This window comes from Pseudomonas sp. HPB0071, from assembly GCF_000478505.2.
GTDB lineage: Bacteria > Pseudomonadota > Gammaproteobacteria > Pseudomonadales > Pseudomonadaceae > Chryseomonas > Chryseomonas luteola.
In genome coordinates this window covers 33,141-52,801 of the sequence record NZ_KI517367.1, presented here as the reverse complement: position 1 = coordinate 52,801, position 19,661 = coordinate 33,141, and the positions used below count along the sequence as shown (strand labels likewise).

The following is a 19,661-nucleotide window of genomic DNA, read 5'->3' as shown; positions in this document are numbered from 1 at the left end:
GGTTATGCGAGTTATCGGCCTGTGTTGGCTATTCTTCAGTTTCAATCCAATAGTTTTTACAGCTACGGCATGCCAAAAGTGATCTTTGATCAAGTGCCCAGGTGATGGCTTGCTTTCAAGTTGTGCTGCATGAAAACCACTAGGTAGCTAGTCTGACTAGCTTGGTGTGGAGGGCTAATATTTTTAGGTGTGGCCTAATGCTTGGTTGTATAGCTAATCATTTTCTGAAAGCATATATATTCTTTGTTGCTCCAGTGATCCTTCATCGATTAATTGAAAAGTGCATAGGCCTGCCATCGTTCGGTAGGATATATAATTCGATGCTGTAGCTTACTGGCTCATCCGAACCATGTGGCCCTTGGTATGGGTCACCACTGTTAAAGGAGGCGCCATGCCCACTATTACTCTTCCCGACGGTAGCCAACGTTTATTCGATCATCCTGTTACAGTCACAGAGGTCGCTCAGTCTATAGGCGCTGGATTAGCGAAAGCTACTCTGGCAGGCAAAGTAGATGGACGTCTGGTGGATGCTTGCGACGTTATTGATCATGACGCGTCCCTGCAAATTATTACACCTAAAGATGAAGAGGGTTTGGAGATCATCCGTCACTCTTGTGCTCATCTGGTTGGTCATGCTGTAAAGCAGCTGTTCCCGACAGCGAAAATGGTAATTGGTCCTGTTATTAATGAGGGATTCTATTACGACATCTCGTATGAGCGTCCTTTTACGCTGGATGATCTGGCTGCTATCGAGACGCGGATGCGTGAGTTGATCGATAAGGACTACGACGTCATCAAGCGTATGACTCCGCGAGAGCAGGTTATCGAGACGTTTAAAGCGAGAGGGGAAGATTACAAGCTCCGCTTGATTGAAGATATGCCTGATGAAAAGGCAATGGGGTTGTATCATCATGAGGAGTATGTGGACATGTGTCGTGGTCCGCATGTGCCCAATACCCGCTTTTTGAAGGCATTTAAGCTAACGAAGCTGTCTGGTGCCTACTGGCGTGGCGACTCCAAAAACGAACAGCTGCAGCGTGTCTATGGTACGGCTTGGGCCGATAAAAAGCAGCTGGCAGCTTATATTCAGCGCATTGAAGAAGCTGAAAAACGTGACCACCGCAAGCTGGGCAAGCGGCTGGATCTCTTCCATACTCAGGAAGAGGCGCCAGGAATGGTGTTCTGGCATCCAAGCGGCTGGACTGTTTATCAGGCGCTTGAGCAGTACATGCGCCGTATTCAGCATGAAAACGGCTACTCCGAAATCCGTACGCCACAAGTTGTGGATCGTTCCCTTTGGGAAAAGTCCGGCCACTGGGCTAACTATGCCGACAATATGTTTACGACTGAATCGGAAAGTCGTGACTATGCTATCAAGCCAATGAACTGTCCTTGCCATGTGCAGGTGTTTAATCAGGGGCTAAAGAGTTACAAGGAACTGCCTCTTCGTCTGGCAGAGTTCGGCGCTTGTCACCGTAATGAGCCATCAGGCTCTTTACATGGCATTATGCGTGTCAGAGGGTTCACTCAAGATGACGCTCACATTTTCTGCACAGAAGACCAAATGCAGGAAGAGGCGGCTGCTTTCATTAAGCTTACTTTGGCGGTTTACGCTGATTTCGGATTCACTGATATACAACTGAAGCTTTCTACCCGTCCTGAAAAGCGTGTTGGATCAGATGACTTGTGGGATCAGGCAGAATCAGCATTAGCTGCGGCGCTTGATCATGCAGGGCTGGCCTATGACTTGCAGCCGGGAGAAGGTGCATTCTACGGTCCAAAAATTGAATTTTCTTTGAAGGACTGTCTGGGTCGAGTATGGCAATGCGGTACGCTACAGCTTGATTTTAATTTGCCGTCTCGTCTTGGTGCTGAATACGTCAGTGAAGATAATAGCCGTAAGCACCCAGTAATGCTGCATCGTGCTATCCTTGGTTCTTTTGAGCGATTCATCGGTATTTTGATTGAGCATTACGAGGGATCTTTCCCGGCGTGGCTTGCTCCAACTCAGGCAGTGGTCATGAATATCACTGACAAACAGGCCGATTTCGCTAACGAAGTGGTGCAAATTCTTGATCAAAGCGGTTTCCGAGCTAAAGCTGACTTGAGAAACGAGAAAATCGGCTTTAAAATTCGGGAGCATACTTTGCTCAAGGTTCCCTATCTTCTTGTTATAGGTGATCGGGAAGTTGAATCAAGAGCCGTGGCTGTACGCACGCGTGAAGGTGCTGATCTGGGCTCAATGCCTATTGCGGACTTCAAGGAGCTTCTAGCTCAAGCAGTTGCTCGTCGCGGTCGACAAGAATTGGAGTAATGACTATTAAGCGTGAAATGAGACAGGATAAGCGAACTCAACCCAAGGCTCCGATCAACGAGAATATCTCGGCTCGTGAAGTCCGGTTGATTGGTGCTGACGGCCAACAGATTGGCGTCGTCTCGATTGATGAAGCGCTACGCGCTGCTGATGAAGCCAAGCTGGACTTGGTGGAAATTTCCGCCGATGCAGTACCTCCTGTGTGCCGCATCATGGATTATGGCAAGCATCTTTTCGAGAAGAAGAAGCAGACCGCAGCAGCGAAAAAGAACCAAAAACAGGTTCAGGTAAAAGAAATCAAGTTTCGTCCAGGGACGGAAGAAGGGGATTACCAGGTAAAACTACGCAACCTGGTACGTTTCCTTAATGAGGGGGACAAGGCCAAGGTATCCTTGCGATTCCGTGGTCGTGAGATGGCTCACCAGGAGCTGGGTATGGAGCTGTTAAAGCGGGTCGAGGCTGACCTTGCTGAATACGGTGCCGTAGAACAGCATCCTAAGATGGAAGGACGCCAGCTAATTATGGTCATCGCCCCTAAAAAGAAAAAGTAACCACCAGGGCACTGGCAGGCCTTGCGGTTATGCGTAATCACCCAATGCGGAGTATATGAACATGCCAAAGATGAAAACCAAAAGTGGTGCAGCGAAGCGTTTTAAAAAGACCGCTTCCGGCTACAAGCACAAGCACGCGTTCAAGAGTCACATCTTGACCAAAATGACCACCAAGCGTAAGCGCCAGCTGCGTGGTACATCTCTGATGCACCCGTCTGACGTTCAAAAAGTTGAGCGCATGCTGCGCGTTCGTTAATCGGTCACAAGGTAAAGGTATAACTCATGGCTCGTGTTAAGCGTGGCGTAATTGCCCGTCGTCGTCATAAAAAAATTCTGAAGCTGGCTAAAGGTTACTACGGTGCTCGCTCTCGCGTGTTCCGTGTTGCTAAGCAGGCTGTGATCAAGGCAGGCCAATACGCCTATCGTGACCGCCGTCAGCGCAAGCGTCAGTTCCGCGCCCTATGGATCGCTCGTATTAATGCTGGTGCTCGTATGAACGGTCTGTCTTACAGCCGTTTCATCGCTGGCTTGAAGAAAGCGGCCATCGAGATCGACCGTAAGGTTCTGGCCGATCTGGCGGTAAATGAAAAAGTAGCGTTCGCTGCGATTGTCGAGAAAGCTAAAGCTTCTTTGGCTTAAGCCCTGCGTCAATCAGGGCCTTGGCCCGACAGTAACGTCACCAGTAGGGGAAGGGCCTAAAGCTCTTCCCCTATTTTGTATCTGGAGTCAGTGAATGGAAAACCTGGAGGCACTGGTCAGCCAAGCGTTGGAGGCCGTGCAGCAAACTGAAGACACGACTGTTCTTGAACAGCTACGGGTTGGCTACCTAGGGAAAAAAGGTGAGCTTACCCAGGTCATGAAGACGCTGGGCAATCTGCCTGCAGAAGAGCGGCCGAAAGTCGGTGCGCTGATCAATGCGGCTAAAGAGCGTGTGCAAGATGCGCTTAACGCCCGCAAACAGTTTTTAGAAGAATCCGCTTTGGCTGAAAAATTAGCAGCGGAGCGGGTTGACGTAACGTTGCCTGGCAGAGGGCAAAAAACGGGTGGTTTGCACCCTATTACCCGTACTTTGGAACGTATCGAGCGACTTTTTACAGGTATTGGTTACAACGTGGCTGAAGGCCCTGAAATCGAAGACGACTACCATAACTTCGAGGCGCTTAATATTCCAGGTCACCACCCGGCTCGTGCTATGCACGATACGTTTTATTTTAATGCTACACGTCTACTGCGTACGCATACCTCACCCGTGCAGATTCGTGTCATGGAGCAGCAGCAGCCTCCGATTCGTATCATCTGCCCAGGCCGAGTTTATCGCTGCGATTCCGATCAGACGCACTCGCCGATGTTTCATCAGGTAGAAGGGCTTGTGATTGATGAGAAGGTCAGCTTTGCCGACCTCAAGAGCACGATAGTGGGTTTTCTGCGCGAGTTTTTTGAAGAAGACCTAGAGGTCCGCTTCAGACCCTCTTATTTCCCATTCACTGAGCCTTCTGCAGAAGTCGACATCCGTCGACATGTCAATAAAGACGGCCAGTTGACCCCTAGCTGGCTTGAAGTCTTAGGTTGCGGAATGGTGCACCCTAACGTGTTGCAAATGGCGGGTATCGATCCTGAGAAATATCAGGGCTTCGCGTTTGGTATGGGCGTTGAGCGCCTAGCCATGCTGCGTTACGGCGTAAATGACTTACGGCTGTTCTTCGATAACGACCTGCGCTTCCTGGCGCAATTCCGCTAGCTTTAATAGGGGGCACAATGAAATTCAGTGAACAGTGGTTGAGATCTTGGGTAAGTCCACCGGCTTCTCGGGACGATTTAATCGCTCAGTTATCCATGGCAGGTCTTGAAGTGGACGACGTCGAGCCGGTGGCCGGGCAGTTCAGCGGTGTGGTAGTAGGAGAGGTGCTCGCTACTGAGCGGCATCCTGACGCTGATAAGCTGAATGTATGCCGTGTTAGTAATGGCCAGGAAGAGTTTCAGGTCGTATGCGGTGCGCCAAATGTGCGTGCTGGTCTAAAGATTCCCTTCGCTATGATTGGCGCCAAGCTGCCGGGTGATTTCACTATAAAGAAAGCCAAGCTGCGCGGCGTTGAGTCTCAAGGCATGCTGTGTTCTGCTAGTGAGTTGAGCGTATCAGAAGATAATGCAGGTCTGATGGAGCTGCCGTCAGATGCACCGGTAGGCAAGGATTTCCGTGATTACTTGGGGTTGGACGACGTTTCTATAGACGTTGATCTAACGCCTAATCGCGGCGATTGTTTATCAATCGCCGGCCTCGCTCGTGAAGTTGGTGCGCTCTATGGCGTCCCGGTGCATGCGCTTGATGTTCCTCCTGCACAAGTAAGTATAGAGGATGTGCGCCCAATTGAGGTTATTGAGCCTTCTGCTTGCCCTCGTTATGTAGGGCGTGTGCTAAAAAATGTTGACCTCTCTCGCCCTACGCCACAATGGATGGTAGAGCGCCTGCGGCGATCCGGGATTCGTAGCATTGATGCTGCAGTCGATGTAACTAATTACGTTATGCTTGAGCTTGGGCAGCCTATGCATGCTTTTGATCTCAACGAGATCAAGGGCGGCATTCGTGTTCGCTTAGCGCAGCCCGACGAGAAGCTGGTTCTGTTAGACGGCCAAGAGATTACTCTTCGCCCGGATACGTTAGTTATCGCCGACCATGAGCGCGCGCTAGCTATAGCTGGGATCATGGGGGGGGAATACAGTGGTGTAAGTGCCATTACCGCGGATCTGTTCCTGGAAAGCGCCTTCTTCGATCCTATTGCTGTTGCTGGTAAGGCACGCTCCTATGGTCTTCACACTGACTCTTCGCACCGCTTTGAGCGCGGAGTAGACTTTGATCTGCCTCGTCGTGCAATGGAGCGCGCTACAGCCCTACTGGTAGATATTGTCGGCGGCGAACCAGGTCCGGTGATAGAGATAGCAAGTGCTGAACATTTGCCTGTTAAGACCCCTATTACTTTGCGTAGTGAGCGCATCGAGCAAGTGCTAGGTCTGCGTCTTGAGAGTGATGAAGTTGAGCGCCTGCTGAAAGGTCTTGCATTGACCGTTGAGTCTACAGATGAAAACCACTGGAAAATTGGCGTTCCTAGCCATCGTTTCGACATAGCAATCGAAGTCGATTTGATAGAAGAATTGGCGCGCCTTTACGGATATAACCGCCTTCCGACTCGTTTTCCACAAGCACGCTTGGCTCCAAAAGGATATGCCGAGGCGCGTACTGGCCTTTCGCAATTTCGACACCAGTTGGTTGCTCGGGGTTATCAGGAAGCTATTACTTATAGTTTCATAGACGAAAAGACATTCAAGCTATTCTCGCCAACGCTTGATCCGGTATTGTTGGCTAATCCGATTTCTCAAGATATGGCTGCTATGCGCGCTTCGCTTTGGCCGGGCTTGGTCAAGGTGCTGCAGCACAATCTTAATCGCCAGCAGAGTCGGGTGCGCTTGTTTGAGTCAGGGCTTCGTTTTGTCGGTTCACTAGATGATTTGGCGCAAGAGCGTGTCTTGGCTGGTCTGATTTCGGGGCCACGCTCTCCAGAAAGCTGGAACGCTGGTTCTGAGCGTGTAGATTTTTTCGATATCAAAGGCGATGTTGAATCGCTGTTAGGTTGCGGTGAAAATGTAGGTGATTTTACCTTTGTCGCCGCAGAGCATCCTGCGCTGCATCCTGGGCAGACTGCACGCATTGAGCGTGACGGCCGGCTGGTGGGTTATGTGGGAGCGTTACATCCCGAGTTATTAAAAGCTTTGGATTTAGATCAACCTGTTTATGTATTTGAAGTGTTGCTAGGTGAGGCGGAACAGAGATACCTACCACGTTTCCAAGAGCTGTCACGTTATCCAGAAGTACGTAGAGACTTGGCAGTCCTAGTGAATATAGAGGTATCTTCGGCGGATGTTTTGTCGGTTGTACGGGACAAGGCTGGTGAGTATCTGGTTGATTTAAGACTGTTTGACGTATATCAGGGCAAGGGCATTGATCCGCTTAGAAAAAGTCTTGCAGTTGGCTTGACCTGGCAGCATCCATCACGCACTCTTACTGATGAAGAAATCAACGAAACGACACAGAAAATCCTCGTTTCCCTAGAAGAAAGGTTCAACGCCACATTAAGGAAATAGCGTATGGGGGCTCTGACGAAAGCTGAGTTAGCTGAACGTCTCTATGAGGAGCTTGGTCTGAATAAGCGTGAGGCCAAAGAGCTAGTGGAGTTGTTTTTCGAAGAAATTCGAAATGCTTTAGAGCAGAACGAGCAGGTTAAGCTATCAGGTTTTGGTAACTTTGATTTGCGAGACAAGCGTCAGCGCCCCGGACGCAATCCTAAAACAGGTGAAGAGATACCAATCACGGCACGCCGTGTGGTGACTTTCCGTCCTGGGCAAAAACTTAAGGCCAGGGTAGAAGCGTATGCTGGAACCAAGCCATAATAATGAGTTACCTGCTATACCGGGTAAGCGATACTTCACTATTGGTGAGGTAAGTGATCTCTGTTTGGTAAAGCCCCATGTCCTTAGATATTGGGAGCAGGAGTTTCCTCAGCTTAACCCGGTAAAAAGGCGAGGTAATCGTCGTTATTACCAGCGACAAGATGTCATTATGATCCGTCAGATCAGGGCTCTGCTTTATGACCAAGGTTTTACCATAGGCGGGGCTCGTCTAAGGTTGTCGAGTGATGATGCTAAGGATGATACTACCCAGTATCGCCAGCTAATAAAGCAAATGATTAGCGAATTAGAGGACGTTTTGGGAGTTCTTCAAAAATAATTTAAAAAAACCTTCCATTTATCAAAACCTTAGCTTAAGATGCTCGCCATCTCGCAAGGGATACAGTCGGGGCGTAGCGCAGCCTGGTAGCGCACTTGCATGGGGTGCAAGGGGTCGAGTGTTCGAATCACTCCGTCCCGACCAAAAAACCTCAAGAAATCCAGTCACTTAGCGGTGACTGGATTTTTTTATGCCCGCTATTTATTGCCGCAGGTTAAGATTTGCTCATGCTGGTCACCGTTGGGTCACCGTTAGCTAAATGTTAGGTACTCGCTTACGGTAGTCTTGAAGAGTAGAGCTGGGGCGAAACCGCAGTAAGTAGAGCGGAAATGGCAAGCGATCCCTTACGGATACTCTTGACCTTCCCAACGTCAGCCGATTAACAAGGATGGCCATTGATGGACAAACTCTGGAAGCAGATCACCCAATCCGATTACACATGGGAGCGGGAAGCGCTGGAGTTTGCCAAGCAGCTGCTCCCTGACCACGATCCTTATCGTGCGTGGGCCAATTTTGAGTTCATTGCCCAAGACGGCTCCATCAACGAAGTTGATCTCATGGTGCTCACCCCCAAGGGGATGTACCTCATTGAGATCAAATCCCATCCTGGAACCATTAGTGGTGACGCTGCCAACTGGGTTTGGGAAAGACCTTTGCCTAAGGGTGGGCAGAAGATCTTCGATAATCCGCGCTTGCTTGCTCGGCGCAAAGCGCAAAAGCTGGCGTCTCTGCTTAAGCTGCAGCCTTCATTTCATCGAAGCAAGGAAACCGTGCCTTTTATTGATGCTTTGGTGTTCCTCTCTGCAGAGGACCTGGTCATCAAGCTGGAAGGTAATGCGCGCCAAGGTGTGGTCAATCGGCAAGAGCTGCTCCGCGAAATCACCCTAATCGATGAGAACTGGAGGCATCGGCAGATTACCGCTTATGCAGCCAAAGTCATCTCACGAGCTGTAGAGGAAGCGGGCATTAAAGAGTCCGTGCGCATGCGTCGTGTGGGCAGCTATGAGCTTCAGAGCCTACTCGACGAATCTGATACCTATCAGGATTGGCTCGCTTTGCACCCGGATATTGGGGTGCAGCGCAAGGTTCGTATTTATCTGACCCAGGGTAAGCCAAAGGAAGAGGTTTCTCGGCTCGAAAAAGCGGCCAAGCTTGAGTTCCGCCTGCTTGAGGGTATTGAGCATCCAGGAATTCTGCGAGCGCACGAATTTCAGAATCATGACAGCGGCCCCGCACTAGTCTATGAGCACGATCCCAAGGCATTTCGTCTCGACCATCTACTCATGCATCTGGGTAAGGATCGGCGCCTGGATACAGTTCAGGCCACCTACCTGCTTCGTCTAATTGCTGAGGCTGTGCAGTACGCGCATGGGCAAAAGCTTTATCACCGTGGCCTAAGTCCTCAGTGCATCTGGGTCAAGCCACTGGGCGATGAGAAGTACAGTGTCAAAATCAGCAACTGGGCCACTGCCGAGCGGATATTTGAGAGTGAGTCGCGCAATATCAGCGCGCTGACCCGTTTGAGTAACCTCGTGCATGAAGAGGCAGGGCCTTATGTCGCGCTGGAAGCGCACACTGGCGCTGCAGACGGCGTGCACTTAGATGTTTTCTCCCTGGGTGCGATCGCCTACCACTTATTTACAGGCAAAAAGCCCGCGCAAACCGACATCGAGTTACTGGACAAGCTGCGCAGAGGCAGCGGTCTGCAGGTTACCGATGAGATCAACGGTGCAAGCGAGGCTATGCAGTACCTGGTGCAGTACGCCACGCACCCTGATGTCGGCAGCCGCTTGGAATCGGTCAGTGAGTTCATCAAACGGCTGGATGACCTTGAAGATGAGGTTAGCCAGCCGAACACGCTTCGATCTAACCCAACTGAAGCCCGTAAAGGTGACTTCCTGCCGGGAGGCTTCCAGGTTGTTCAGCCACTTGGCAAAGGTGCGTGCTCAGTCGTATTCCTGGTCGATTACCAGGGGCAGTCTCGCGTTCTGAAGATCGCTTCGACACCTGACCACAATAGCCGTCTTACGAAAGAGGGTGAGGTGCTGGCCAGATTGCGTCACCAGGCCATTGTTCCTTACTACAAAACTCTGGATATGGTTGGCCATACCGCCCTGCTGCTCGACTACGCGACCGAGGGCACCCTGGCTCAGCGTCTCCGCCATGTCGGCGCTGTGCAGCTTGAGTTGCTTGAGCGCTTCGGTGACGACTTGCTCAGTGCGGTTGTGCATCTAGAAGACCAGGCGTTGGTGCATCGTGATATCAAGCCAGAGAACATCGGCTTGGTGATGCAAGGCAGCGTTCTTCACCTCATGCTTTTTGACTTCTCCTTGTCCAGTGTCGGTGCTGACAATATCAGTGCCGGTACGCTGGCCTACATGGATCCGTTCATCCGTGATCCTGGCCGCCGTCGTTGGGACGACCATGCCGAGCGCTTCTCTGTTGCGCTGACCCTTTACGAGATGGCCGCAGGGGCTTTGCCCGGGTGGACGTCTTCTGAAGGACTGCCACATCAACTCGAAGGTGAGCTGGAGGTCGACCGAACCGTCTTCGACCCGAGCATCCGCGATCGCATGGTTGAGTTCTTCAAACGGGCCTTGGTTCGTGATGTGCGCAAGCGCTTTGCCAGTGCCGGCGAGATGCTGCGTGAGTGGCGCAAGACATTCCATGATGCGCGCAGTGAGTCTCTGCACACGACCCAGCAGCCACAGGAGCGTACGTGCCCCATCAGCGAGGCTCAGTTGGATACGCAGATCGGCCTGTTGGCTCTGAGCCCACAAGCGCTGGATACCCTCAGTCGCCGGAATATCAATAGCGTTGCTGACCTCATCAAGCTGAACCGCTCCCGCGTTCGAGTCTGGACTGGGGTGGGGGTAAAGACCCGTAATGAGCTATCAGATGTCATCGGTCAGCTTCAGGCGCGCCTTCTGGACGGTCAGCAAGTTCAGCAATTGGATAGCGGTGACACCAGCATTGTGAGTGTCGACCGACTGTTCCAGCAGGTTCTGCCGAAGTCCACTGATCAGAATCGGTTGAGCTTTCTTAACGAATACCTGGGTCGATTGGACGAGGATGCGCCAAAGGGCTCTCACAACGTTCATTGGCCTACGCCGGCAGCCATCAGCGGCCACCTCGGCATTGAGACTCTGCTGGTGCGCGAACTGGTCGACAAGGTTCTGACCCAGTGGGGCAAGACCAAAGCGATTACGGACTTGAGAGAGGACATTGTCGGCCTGTTGGACGACAACGGCGGCGTGATGACAGCGGTCGAAGTGGCTGACGCAATCCTGCTTCGGCGCGGCTCGGTACAAGACAGCCCACTGCGTGAGCGCTGGGCCTATGCCGTTGTGCGGGCAGCCGTAGAAACGGAATTGAGTAAGCAGGAGCCTCGTTGGCTTTTGCGCCGCTCCGGTAACCGCTTCCTGATTGCCGATAATCGTCAGGGGCGAGGGGAGGAACTGGCCGATTACGCTTGCGACCTGGGCAGCCTGGCAGATGAGTGTGCTCGCCAGCTGCCACTGCTTGCTCCTGTTCGTACGCTGGAGAAGATCCGTGCTGTGCCAGCGCCGGAGTCATTTGCCGGGCTGAGTAACCACCGCCTTCTGCGTTTGGCTGCAGCCGCATCCGAGAGTGCAGCCCTATCTAGCCGTGTGGAGTTCTATCCGCGAGGGATGTCCGCCAAGCTTGCTTTGGAGTTGGCCCAAGGCGCGCTATTGGGCAGCAAGGCGCTCACTGTCAAAGATGTTCAAACCCGTGTAGCCGGCCGCTATCCCGCAGCGCAGGAGCTACCAGGCCGTCCTGAGCTGGATGAGCTGGTGCGCTCGCTTGATATCGGTTTCCAATGGAATGGCAGCTTTGAGTTTGCCAACGGCGATAGGGGCGGTTACTGCCTGCCAAGCGCAGGGATGACCAGCTTCGCATCAGCCGGGTCAACTCACTACAGCCAGACTCAACAAGGCGAAGACGACACCACCACACTCAAGTCGGTTAAAGAGCTGGGCTTGATGCTTGAGAAGGCAGTGACTGCCTCCCACTTCCTCGCGCTAACCGTCAGGCCGCGTCAGTGGTGGCAAGCGCAGGAAAAACTCTGCCGAGACTATCCGTTTAAGCGCATCAGCTTTGATGAGCTGCTTCTTCGCCATGTGCAGGCTGTGTGCGCGAGCATGCCCAAAGCTCCGGATTGGCAAGTGGTGCTCAAGGCAGATGCCTGTGAGCACAGTTCTCGTGATTGGCAGAACCTGCAGCGTCTGGTGCAGCGTGCGTTGCCGAGCATGGCTAAGGAGATTCTGCAGGCCGGTCAACCAGTGCTTTTGACAGAGCCTGGACTGCTGGCGCGCTATGAGCTGGTGACAACATGGCTCAATGATCTGCGCCAACAGTTGATGAGCGTGAGTGGTCGCAGTGGCATTGCGTTGCCTGGGTTGGTTCTGCTGATAGCCGTGGATGCGCAGCGTTCCGCGGCCATGATCGATGACGTATTGGTGCCTACAGGCGCCGGTAGCAAAGAGTTTGCTCATATTCCCAGTAGCTGGCTGGACGATGCTCAGCTACTACCTGAGGCAGTTAAAACCACTGCCTAAGAAAAATTGATAGCAGGTCCATTGCCTTCAGGTAATGGGCCACATGCGCAAGGATTTACCTGTGATTAACCGTGCCAATCTGCTGAAAAGCCTCCAGGCTCTGCTGCCCCATATTGAGAGAGACATCCTTGCCTACAGCGAGGCGAATACAGAGCTGAATGAGCATCTGCAGAGCGAATATCGCGCGGCGGTTGAGGCTGAACGCACCGCCGAGCACTTCGTTTCCTGGCGCGAAGCGCAAATAACCCAGGCCGCAGTGGCCTGGGTTTTGACCTGTGTGTTTGTACGTTTTCTTGAAGACAACGGCTTACTGACTGAGCCGGTGTTGGCTGGGCCAGTGATCGATGCGCAAGGTCGAAATGCCTTGCAGCAGGCTAAAGAGCGCATGGTGGCTTACTTCAACGAGAACCCCACCTTTGAAGAACGCCACTACCTGCTCGATCTATTCGCAGAGCTGGAAAAATACCCGGTGATCGCCGAGCTCTTGGATCATCGCCATAACCCTCTTTGGCAGATTCCGGTTTCGGCTGATGGTGCCAAACGTCTGATCGACTTCTTCCAGAAGATCGATGCAGACAGTGGTGAGATTCTCCACGACTTTACCGACCGGGAATGGGATACCCGCTTCCTTGGCGACCTCTACCAGGATCTTTCTGAATCCGTGCGTAAGCGTTATGCGCTGCTGCAAACCCCGGAATTTGTTGAGAGCTTTATTCTCGACTACACCCTGGAGCCGGCGATTCAGACTTTCGGTCTGCCGGGGCTGCGCCTAATCGATCCTACATGCGGTTCAGGGCACTTTCTGCTGACGACCTTCGAGCGGATTTTTAATCAGTGGTTGAAGCGCGAGCCAGGAACTAATACGCGTGAGCTGGCACAGCGAGCACTGGACGTAGTGCATGGCACGGATATCAACCCTTATGCCATTGCCATTTGCCGGTTCCGCCTGCTAATTGCTGCCATGAAGGCTTCAGGTAGCACAAAGATCAAGGAAGCCCCTAAGTTTAAGTTCAATTTGGCGTGTGGCGATTCCCTGTTGCATGGCCGTAGATTTGAGTGGCAGGGGCAGGGCATCCAGGGTGGTTTGCTGGATGAGGAGAAAAAACACGTATACGAAGTTGAGGATCCTGAAAAGCTCAACAATATTCTTGGTCAGCGTTATCACGTAGTGGTGGGTAACCCACCTTACATTACGGTGAAAGACAAAGCGCTGAATCAAGCGTACCGGGATAAATATCCAACTTGCCACCGTAAATACTCACTTGGTGCTCCTTTTACCGAGCGTTTCTTTGATCTGACCTTGTGCCCGGATGGTAATCAGCCTGCCGGTTTTATGGGTATGATCACCGCCAATAGCTTTATGAAACGAGAGTTCGGGAAAAAGCTCATTGAAGAGTATTTGCCGCGCAAGGATCTAACCCATGTGATCGATACCTCAAGAGCCTATATTCCGGGGCATGGCACACCTACGGTAATCTTGTTTGCCCGTAATCAGCTGCCTAAAACGGATGTTGTTCGATCTGTTATGGGGATCCGTGGTGAGCCCGGTGTTCCCGACAACGCTGCACTTGGCAAGGTGTGGTTATCTATCGTCGATTTACTGCCAAAAGCTGGCAGTGAGAATGATTACGTCACTGTCGTTGACTGCGAGCGGCACTACTTCGCTAGCCACCCCTGGAGTGTTGGTGGTGGTGGCGCTAATGATTTGAAAGCACTGATTGAAGGTGACCATATACCGCTGTCTGAGAGGGTTATGGTTATCGGTTTTGGTGCGATCCTCGGTGAGGACGAGGCTTTTGGCGCACCTACTCGCAAGTTGAGTGCTTGTAGATTTCCTCAAAGGAAACGGCCATTGGTTGAGGGCGATCTGGTCAGAGATTGGATGCTGGATTCAGGGACAACAGTGCTTTTCCCTTACAACAATGATATTGCTCTGGAAGTTGACTCGGAGCAGAAACAATATCTTTGGCCTCTGAGAGCTCAGCTCTGGGCGAGAAATACCTTTGGCAAGCTGACTTACAGAGATGCAGGGCGTCATTATGCTGAATATCACCAGATTCCAGTGGAGAGAAACAAGCAGCCGTTATCGATAGGATTTGCTTTTGTATCAACCCACAACCACTTCGTACTAGATCGTGGTGGGAAGGTGTTTAATCGTTCTGCACCTGTTATCAAACTACCAAATGGAGAGGCAGAATCCGAGCATTTTGCACTGTTGGGGTTATTGAACAGCTCAACTGGGATGTTCTGGATGAGGCAGGTGTTCCACGGCAAAGGGCAGGGCGGTGTTGGTCAGGAGAGCCGCGCTGAATGGGAGGAGTTTCGTGAGTTTACAGGCACTGGCCTCAAGAGGTTTCCAGTACCAGATGATGCCTCAAAAACTGTAGAGAACTTGTCTGCGCACCTGGATACCCTAGGAAGGCAACTTGTTGCCTGCTCGCCGGAGGCCTGCCTGAAGGTTAGTGCGGACAGTCTGAGTGGTCGATTGAATGATGGCCCGGTTGAGGAAAGTAGCATTTGGGCAAAAATGATTGCTCTGCAGGAAGAGCTGGACTGGCACATCTACAGCTTGTACGGCCTAGTTGACGAGGTTCTTTGCTATGAGGGCGAAGTTCCTGAGGTCAGGCTGGGTGAACGCGCTTTCGAAATTCACCTTGCGCGCAGGATTGCGGCCGGCGAGCTGGAATCGACTTGGTTCGAGCGCCATGGCAGCACGCCGACCACTGAAACTCCGCAGCACTGGCCAAAGGAATACCGCGTGCTGGTCGAGCGCCGCCTCCAAGCCATTGAGCAGAACCAGTGGATCACGTTGGTGGAGCAGCCGGAATATAAGCGCCGCTGGAACCGTGATAGCTGGGAAGACCGTCTGCATTCCGCCGCTCGCGAATGGCTGCTGGATCGCTGCGAACGGACTTGTCAGTCGGCCGAGTTGCAGACCTGTGCCCAGTTGGCTGACCGGCTGCGTCGCGATGCTGAAGTACTGCGAGTGGCTGAGGTTTACTGTGGCAGCGATCTGGCGGATCTGCAGGCACTGGTGTCTGAGTTGATTGAAGGCGATAGCGTGCCGCAAATGACCGCTGCCCGGCTGAAAGTCGAAGCCATGCCGAAGTTTCGTGCCTGGCAGGAAACCTGGGAAAAGCAGCGGCTGGAAGATGCCATTGATACCCATCACGGTGTGGCGCACTCACTACCTGACTCCGATGCGGAGGATCCGGAGAAGCAATCTGCTTGGAAGCTGGCCAAGGCCAGGGCCGAGCTGGATAAGCAGGAGCAGGTGGGCGAGATTGCGGTACCTCCGCAGTACAAACCGGTGGATTTCCGCAAGCCGTCGTATTGGAGCCTGCGTGGCAAACTGGATGTCCCTAAAGAGCGCTTCTTCTCATTGCCTGGCGGTGAAAAAGGCGGTGATAGCACGCTGGTTATCGGCTGGGCCGGCTTGAACCATTTGCAACGTGCCCAGGCCATTGCCGCTTGGTATCTGGATCGCAAAGAGGGCGAGGGCTGGGAAGCTGAGCGACTGTTGCCCATGCTGGTGGCGCTGGATGAGCTGATCCCCTGGTTGAAGCAATGGCACAACGAGGTGGATCCCGAGTTCGGCGAGCGCATGGGGGATTACTACGAAGGCTTCCTCCTCGAAGAACTGCGTAATCTCGAGATTACTCGGGCCGACCTTTTGAGCTGGCAGCCGGCTGCAGTAGCTGGAAAACGTGGCGGTCGCAAAAAGAAAGTGGCTGAGCAGAACTGATTCTGGGGTTTGACGCATGACATTGATTAAAGAGCTGATCGAGATCCCAGAAAAGGTTCAACGGGGTGATTTCGTTCTTAACCTGTCCAGTGGGTTGGCTGATGCAGCTATCAGCCAAACGCTTGAGCAGTATGTGGTGACGCCGCAGCTGCAGCGCTCGTTCGACGATGCCTTGAGCTTTATCAAGAGCACCGTGGTGGGCAACCAGAACCGTCAGAAGGGCGCTTACCTGCACGGTAGCTTCGGTAGCGGTAAGTCGCACTTTATGGCGGTACTGCATCTGCTATTGCAGGGCAATCCCCAAGCCCGGGCGATCAACGAGCTGGCGCCAGCTGTAGCCAAGCATGATGAGTGGCTGCAGCAAACCAACATTCTGCTGGTGCCCTACCACATGATCGGCGCAGCCAGCATTGAGGCGGGTGTGTTGGGTGGCTATGCGCGACATATCAGGCACCTGCATCCCGATGCCTCGGTACCTGGCTTCTACATGAGCGATCGGTTGTTCCGAGATGCTCGGCAACTGCGCAGCAATATGGGTGATGAGAATTTTTTCGTCACTCTGAACAAAGGAGCAGCAGCGGCTGAGGACGACGGCTGGGGCGATCTGTCGACTGGTTGGGATGCAGCCAGCTTCGATGCAGTGCTCAATGACCAAGCTGGCGCGGACGATAAGGCTCGTCTGGTTGGGGATCTGATCGGCACCTTCTACAGCTCCATGGCGGATATGGCCAACAGCGAGTACGGCGGCTACGTCGATTTCGATGAAGGCCTACGCATCATGACGGAGCATGCCAAAGCGCTCGGTTACGACGCGATCATCTTGTTCCTCGATGAGCTGATCCTCTGGCTGGCCAGCCATCTTTCTGACCAGCGCTTTATCGCCAACAACATTCAGAAAGTGGTGAAGCTGGTTGAAGCCAGTGAGCAACGTGCACTGCCCATGGCCAGCTTTATTGCCCGTCAGCGTGATCTGCGTGAGTTCGTGGGTGATCAGTACAACGGCGCTGAGCAGCAAGCACTGAGCGACTCGCTCAAGTACTGGGATGGTCGCTTCCACACCATCACCCTTGAGGACCGTAACCTTCCAGTGATCGCTGAGCGTCGCTTGCTCAAGCCGATCAATGCAGCTGCCAAGGCAGAGATCGACAATGCCTTTGCGGCCATGGATGCCGGTTTGCGCAGCGAGGTGCAGGAAATCCTGCTGACCAACCAGGGTGACCGCGAGATGTTCCGCTCGCTGTATCCCTTCAGTCCTGCTCTGGTGCAGGCGCTGGTTGCGCTTTCTTCCGCTCTTCAGCGTGAGCGTACTGCGCTCAAGGTCATGCTGATGCTGTTGGTCGATCAGCGCGAAACCCTGGAGTTAGGTGGATGTATTCCGGTTGGTGACCTGTACGACGTGATTGCTTCAGAGGCTGAGCCGTTCTCAGAAGTGATGCGTATGCATTTCGACAATGCTCGCCATTTGTTCGAGCGCAAGCTGGTGCCGTTGCTGGAGGAGGAGCACAACCTCAAGCTGGATCAGCTGCTGGAGCTGCCTGCGAACGATCCAGGCCGTCGCGCCTTTACCAACGACATGCGCTTGATTAAGACCTTGTTGCTGTCGGCGCTGGTTCCGGAGGTGGAGTGCTTCAAGCAGCTCACGGCCAATAAGCTGGCTGCGCTGAACCACGGCACCATCAAATCACCGATCCCAGGCCGTGAAGCGCAGACGGTATTGCAGAAGTGCCGCAAATGGGCGGGGCGTGTAGGTGAGATCAAGATCAGTGATGACTCCAACCCGGTTATCGCGATTCAGCTTTCCGGCGTCGATACCGAGAGCATTCTTGAGCAGGCGAAAATACATGACAACGATGGCGCGCGCCGCAAACTGACCAAGGATTTGCTGTTCGAGGCCTTCGGCGTTCAGGATGATAATCAGCTGTTTATTGAGCATCCATTCGCCTGGCGCGGCACTCGTCGTACCGTAGAGGTGATGTTCCAGAACATCCGCGAGATTTCCGACTTCACCACCTTTGAGGCGCGTGGTGATGATTGGAAGGTGCTGGTCGACTTTCCGTTTGACCAGGGCAACCATTCTCCCGCGAGCGATAGGGCACGCATCCAGGAGTACGAAGCCACTGGTAATGCGACACAGACGCTGTGCTGGTTGCCGTATTTCTTTAGCCAGTCGGCGCAGCGTGATTTGGGAACCTTGGTGACGCTTGAGCACGTACTGAAAAGCGAAGATCGCTTCGTCTCCTTTAGTAAGCATCTGAGCCCACTTGAGCGGGCCCAAGCGCGGACGCTTCTCGATAACCAGCGCAGCCAGCTGCGCCAGCGCATTCGTGATTACCTCATGGGTGCATTCGGCGCTGCACAACCGATCCCGGGCTCGCTGGATGATTCGGTACAACTGGACAGCCAGGTTTATTCGCTGGAGCCTGGATTTACTCCGCAGCTGCCGGTGGGCAGTAATCTGCGTGCGGCCTTCGAGCACCTGCTTAACCAGGCGCTGAGCTTCCAATATCCGGATCACCCCGAGTTTGACGGTGAGGTCAGGCTGGCTGACCTAGGTAAGGTGATGGAGCAGCTGCGTCGGGCTGTGCATGCCAGTAATGGTCGCATCGATATCGACACGCCGTTGCGCTCGATCATGCGTTCGATTGCACAGCCACTGAAGCTTGGCGAGATGCACGAGCGGCATTTCATCTTTAAGGATGATTGGCCGAAGCATATGACTCGTGAGCTGGCCAAGGATGAATACGCCGGGGATCCAGTGACGGTGAAGCGCCTACGTTCGGCCATTGATCAGCCGACACCCAAAGGGCTGCCGGACATTGTGCAGAACTTGCTGATCATGGTGTTTGCCGAGCATGGCCAGTACGCCTTCTCGTTGCATGGTCAAGACTATGAGCCGACGCTCAAGGACATGCCGGATAACCTGTTGCTGACCAAGCAGGATCTGGCCGAGCCAAACATCTGGAAGCTGGGCGTAGATAACGCTTCCGCCATCTTCGGCCTGACGCCTAACAAGCTGCGCACCGCCAACCATCAGAATGCACTGGAAAAAGATGTGCAGGATGAGGTTAAGCGCCAGCTTGGGCATTGTGAGGAACTGGTTACTGAGCTCAGAGGTGCATTGAGCCGGGTTAATCAGGGGACGCAATGCAATCGTCTGCGTAATGCCGAGTATGCAGTGAGCCTGTTGCAGACCTTGCAGGGTAAGCAGGGTGCAGATCTGATCACTGCGCTGTCGGATATTCAGCCGCCCACCAACGCGATGGCTCTCGCCAAAAGTATCGTCAGCGCTGCCAGCGTGACCCAGGCGATCCAGGACAATAACTGGCAACTGCTGGAAACCGTTTGGAAGTCAGGGGCAGCTGAGGCGCTGCAGATTAAGCAGCGTGTTAGTGCTGCATTGACCGCGGATGAGCTGGTGACGGCGCTGGCCCAAGCGCTTCGACAGGCTCAGGCCGATGCTACATCGCAGTTGACGCGCAACGTCGTTCCGCCGACCAGTCCGGATGGGCCGCCTGCCGATACCGGTGTCAACAAAGGTGCCGGTGGCAGAAAGGTGCTGGAGCAGGTTCAGCAGAGTGGTTTGACCAGCAAGCAGGCGCGCAACTTGTTCGCAGAGATTGAGAGCAAATTGCAGGACGGCTATGTGCTGGATGTGAGCTACAGCATTGTGCGCATGGACGGGGCAGAGGATTGA

At 53.3% G+C, this 19,661-nt stretch carries 11 protein-coding genes and 1 tRNA gene; all 12 read left to right on the top strand.

What is annotated here, in order from left to right; translation table 11 throughout:
- The first annotated feature begins 391 nt into the window (after positions 1-391).
- The 12 genes from thrS (at position 392) to HMPREF1487_RS00125 (ending at position 19,661) form a co-directional block, all read left to right on the top strand.
- Positions 392-2,314: a threonine--tRNA ligase gene (gene thrS, locus HMPREF1487_RS00180; RefSeq protein WP_010794564.1), complete on the top strand. Its 1,923-nt coding sequence runs from the start codon at positions 392-394 to the stop codon at positions 2,312-2,314.
- Complete coding sequence (infC, locus tag HMPREF1487_RS00175) at positions 2,314-2,865, top strand: translation initiation factor IF-3 (protein WP_010794563.1); 552 nt, start codon at positions 2,314-2,316, stop codon at positions 2,863-2,865. The genes thrS and infC overlap by 1 nt, the downstream gene beginning before the upstream one ends.
- A 61-nt stretch (positions 2,866-2,926) precedes the next feature.
- Complete coding sequence (gene rpmI, locus HMPREF1487_RS00170; protein ID WP_010794562.1) at positions 2,927-3,121, top strand: 50S ribosomal protein L35; 195 nt, start codon at positions 2,927-2,929, stop codon at positions 3,119-3,121.
- A 26-nt stretch (positions 3,122-3,147) separates the two neighbouring features.
- A complete protein-coding gene (rplT, locus tag HMPREF1487_RS00165) occupies positions 3,148-3,504 on the top strand; it encodes a 50S ribosomal protein L20 (protein WP_010794561.1) in 357 nt (118 codons plus the stop codon).
- A gap of 94 nt (positions 3,505-3,598) precedes the next feature.
- The gene (gene pheS / locus HMPREF1487_RS00160; RefSeq protein WP_010794560.1) at positions 3,599-4,603 is read left to right on the top strand and encodes a phenylalanine--tRNA ligase subunit alpha; all 1,005 of its coding nucleotides are present in this window, start codon (positions 3,599-3,601) and stop codon (positions 4,601-4,603) included.
- Positions 4,604-4,620: 17 nt separating this feature from the next.
- On the top strand, positions 4,621-6,999 hold the full coding sequence (pheT, locus tag HMPREF1487_RS00155) for a phenylalanine--tRNA ligase subunit beta (RefSeq protein WP_010794559.1): 2,379 nt from the start codon (positions 4,621-4,623) through the stop codon (positions 6,997-6,999).
- 3 nt (positions 7,000-7,002) lie between these two features.
- Positions 7,003-7,305 (top strand): integration host factor subunit alpha, encoded by a 303-nt coding sequence (ihfA, locus tag HMPREF1487_RS00150; RefSeq protein WP_010794558.1) that lies wholly within the window; start codon positions 7,003-7,005, stop codon positions 7,303-7,305.
- On the top strand, positions 7,286-7,642 hold the full coding sequence (locus HMPREF1487_RS00145) for a MerR family transcriptional regulator (protein ID WP_010794557.1): 357 nt from the start codon (positions 7,286-7,288) through the stop codon (positions 7,640-7,642). The genes ihfA and HMPREF1487_RS00145 overlap by 20 nt, the downstream gene beginning before the upstream one ends.
- 67 nt (positions 7,643-7,709) lie before the next feature.
- A tRNA-Pro gene (locus HMPREF1487_RS00140) sits at positions 7,710-7,786 on the top strand.
- A 254-nt stretch (positions 7,787-8,040) separates the two neighbouring features.
- Positions 8,041-12,222, top strand: coding sequence for a BREX system serine/threonine kinase PglW (pglW, locus tag HMPREF1487_RS00135; RefSeq protein ID WP_010794556.1), 4,182 nt, complete (start codon positions 8,041-8,043; stop codon positions 12,220-12,222).
- A 43-nt stretch (positions 12,223-12,265) separates the two neighbouring features.
- Positions 12,266-15,967 carry a BREX-2 system adenine-specific DNA-methyltransferase PglX gene (gene pglX, locus HMPREF1487_RS00130; protein WP_010794555.1) on the top strand — a complete coding sequence of 1,234 codons (3,702 nt, stop codon included), beginning with the start codon at positions 12,266-12,268 and terminating at the stop codon, positions 15,965-15,967.
- 16 nt (positions 15,968-15,983) lie between these two features.
- A complete protein-coding gene (locus tag HMPREF1487_RS00125) occupies positions 15,984-19,661 on the top strand; it encodes a BREX-2 system ATPase PglY family protein (RefSeq protein WP_010794554.1) in 3,678 nt (1,225 codons plus the stop codon).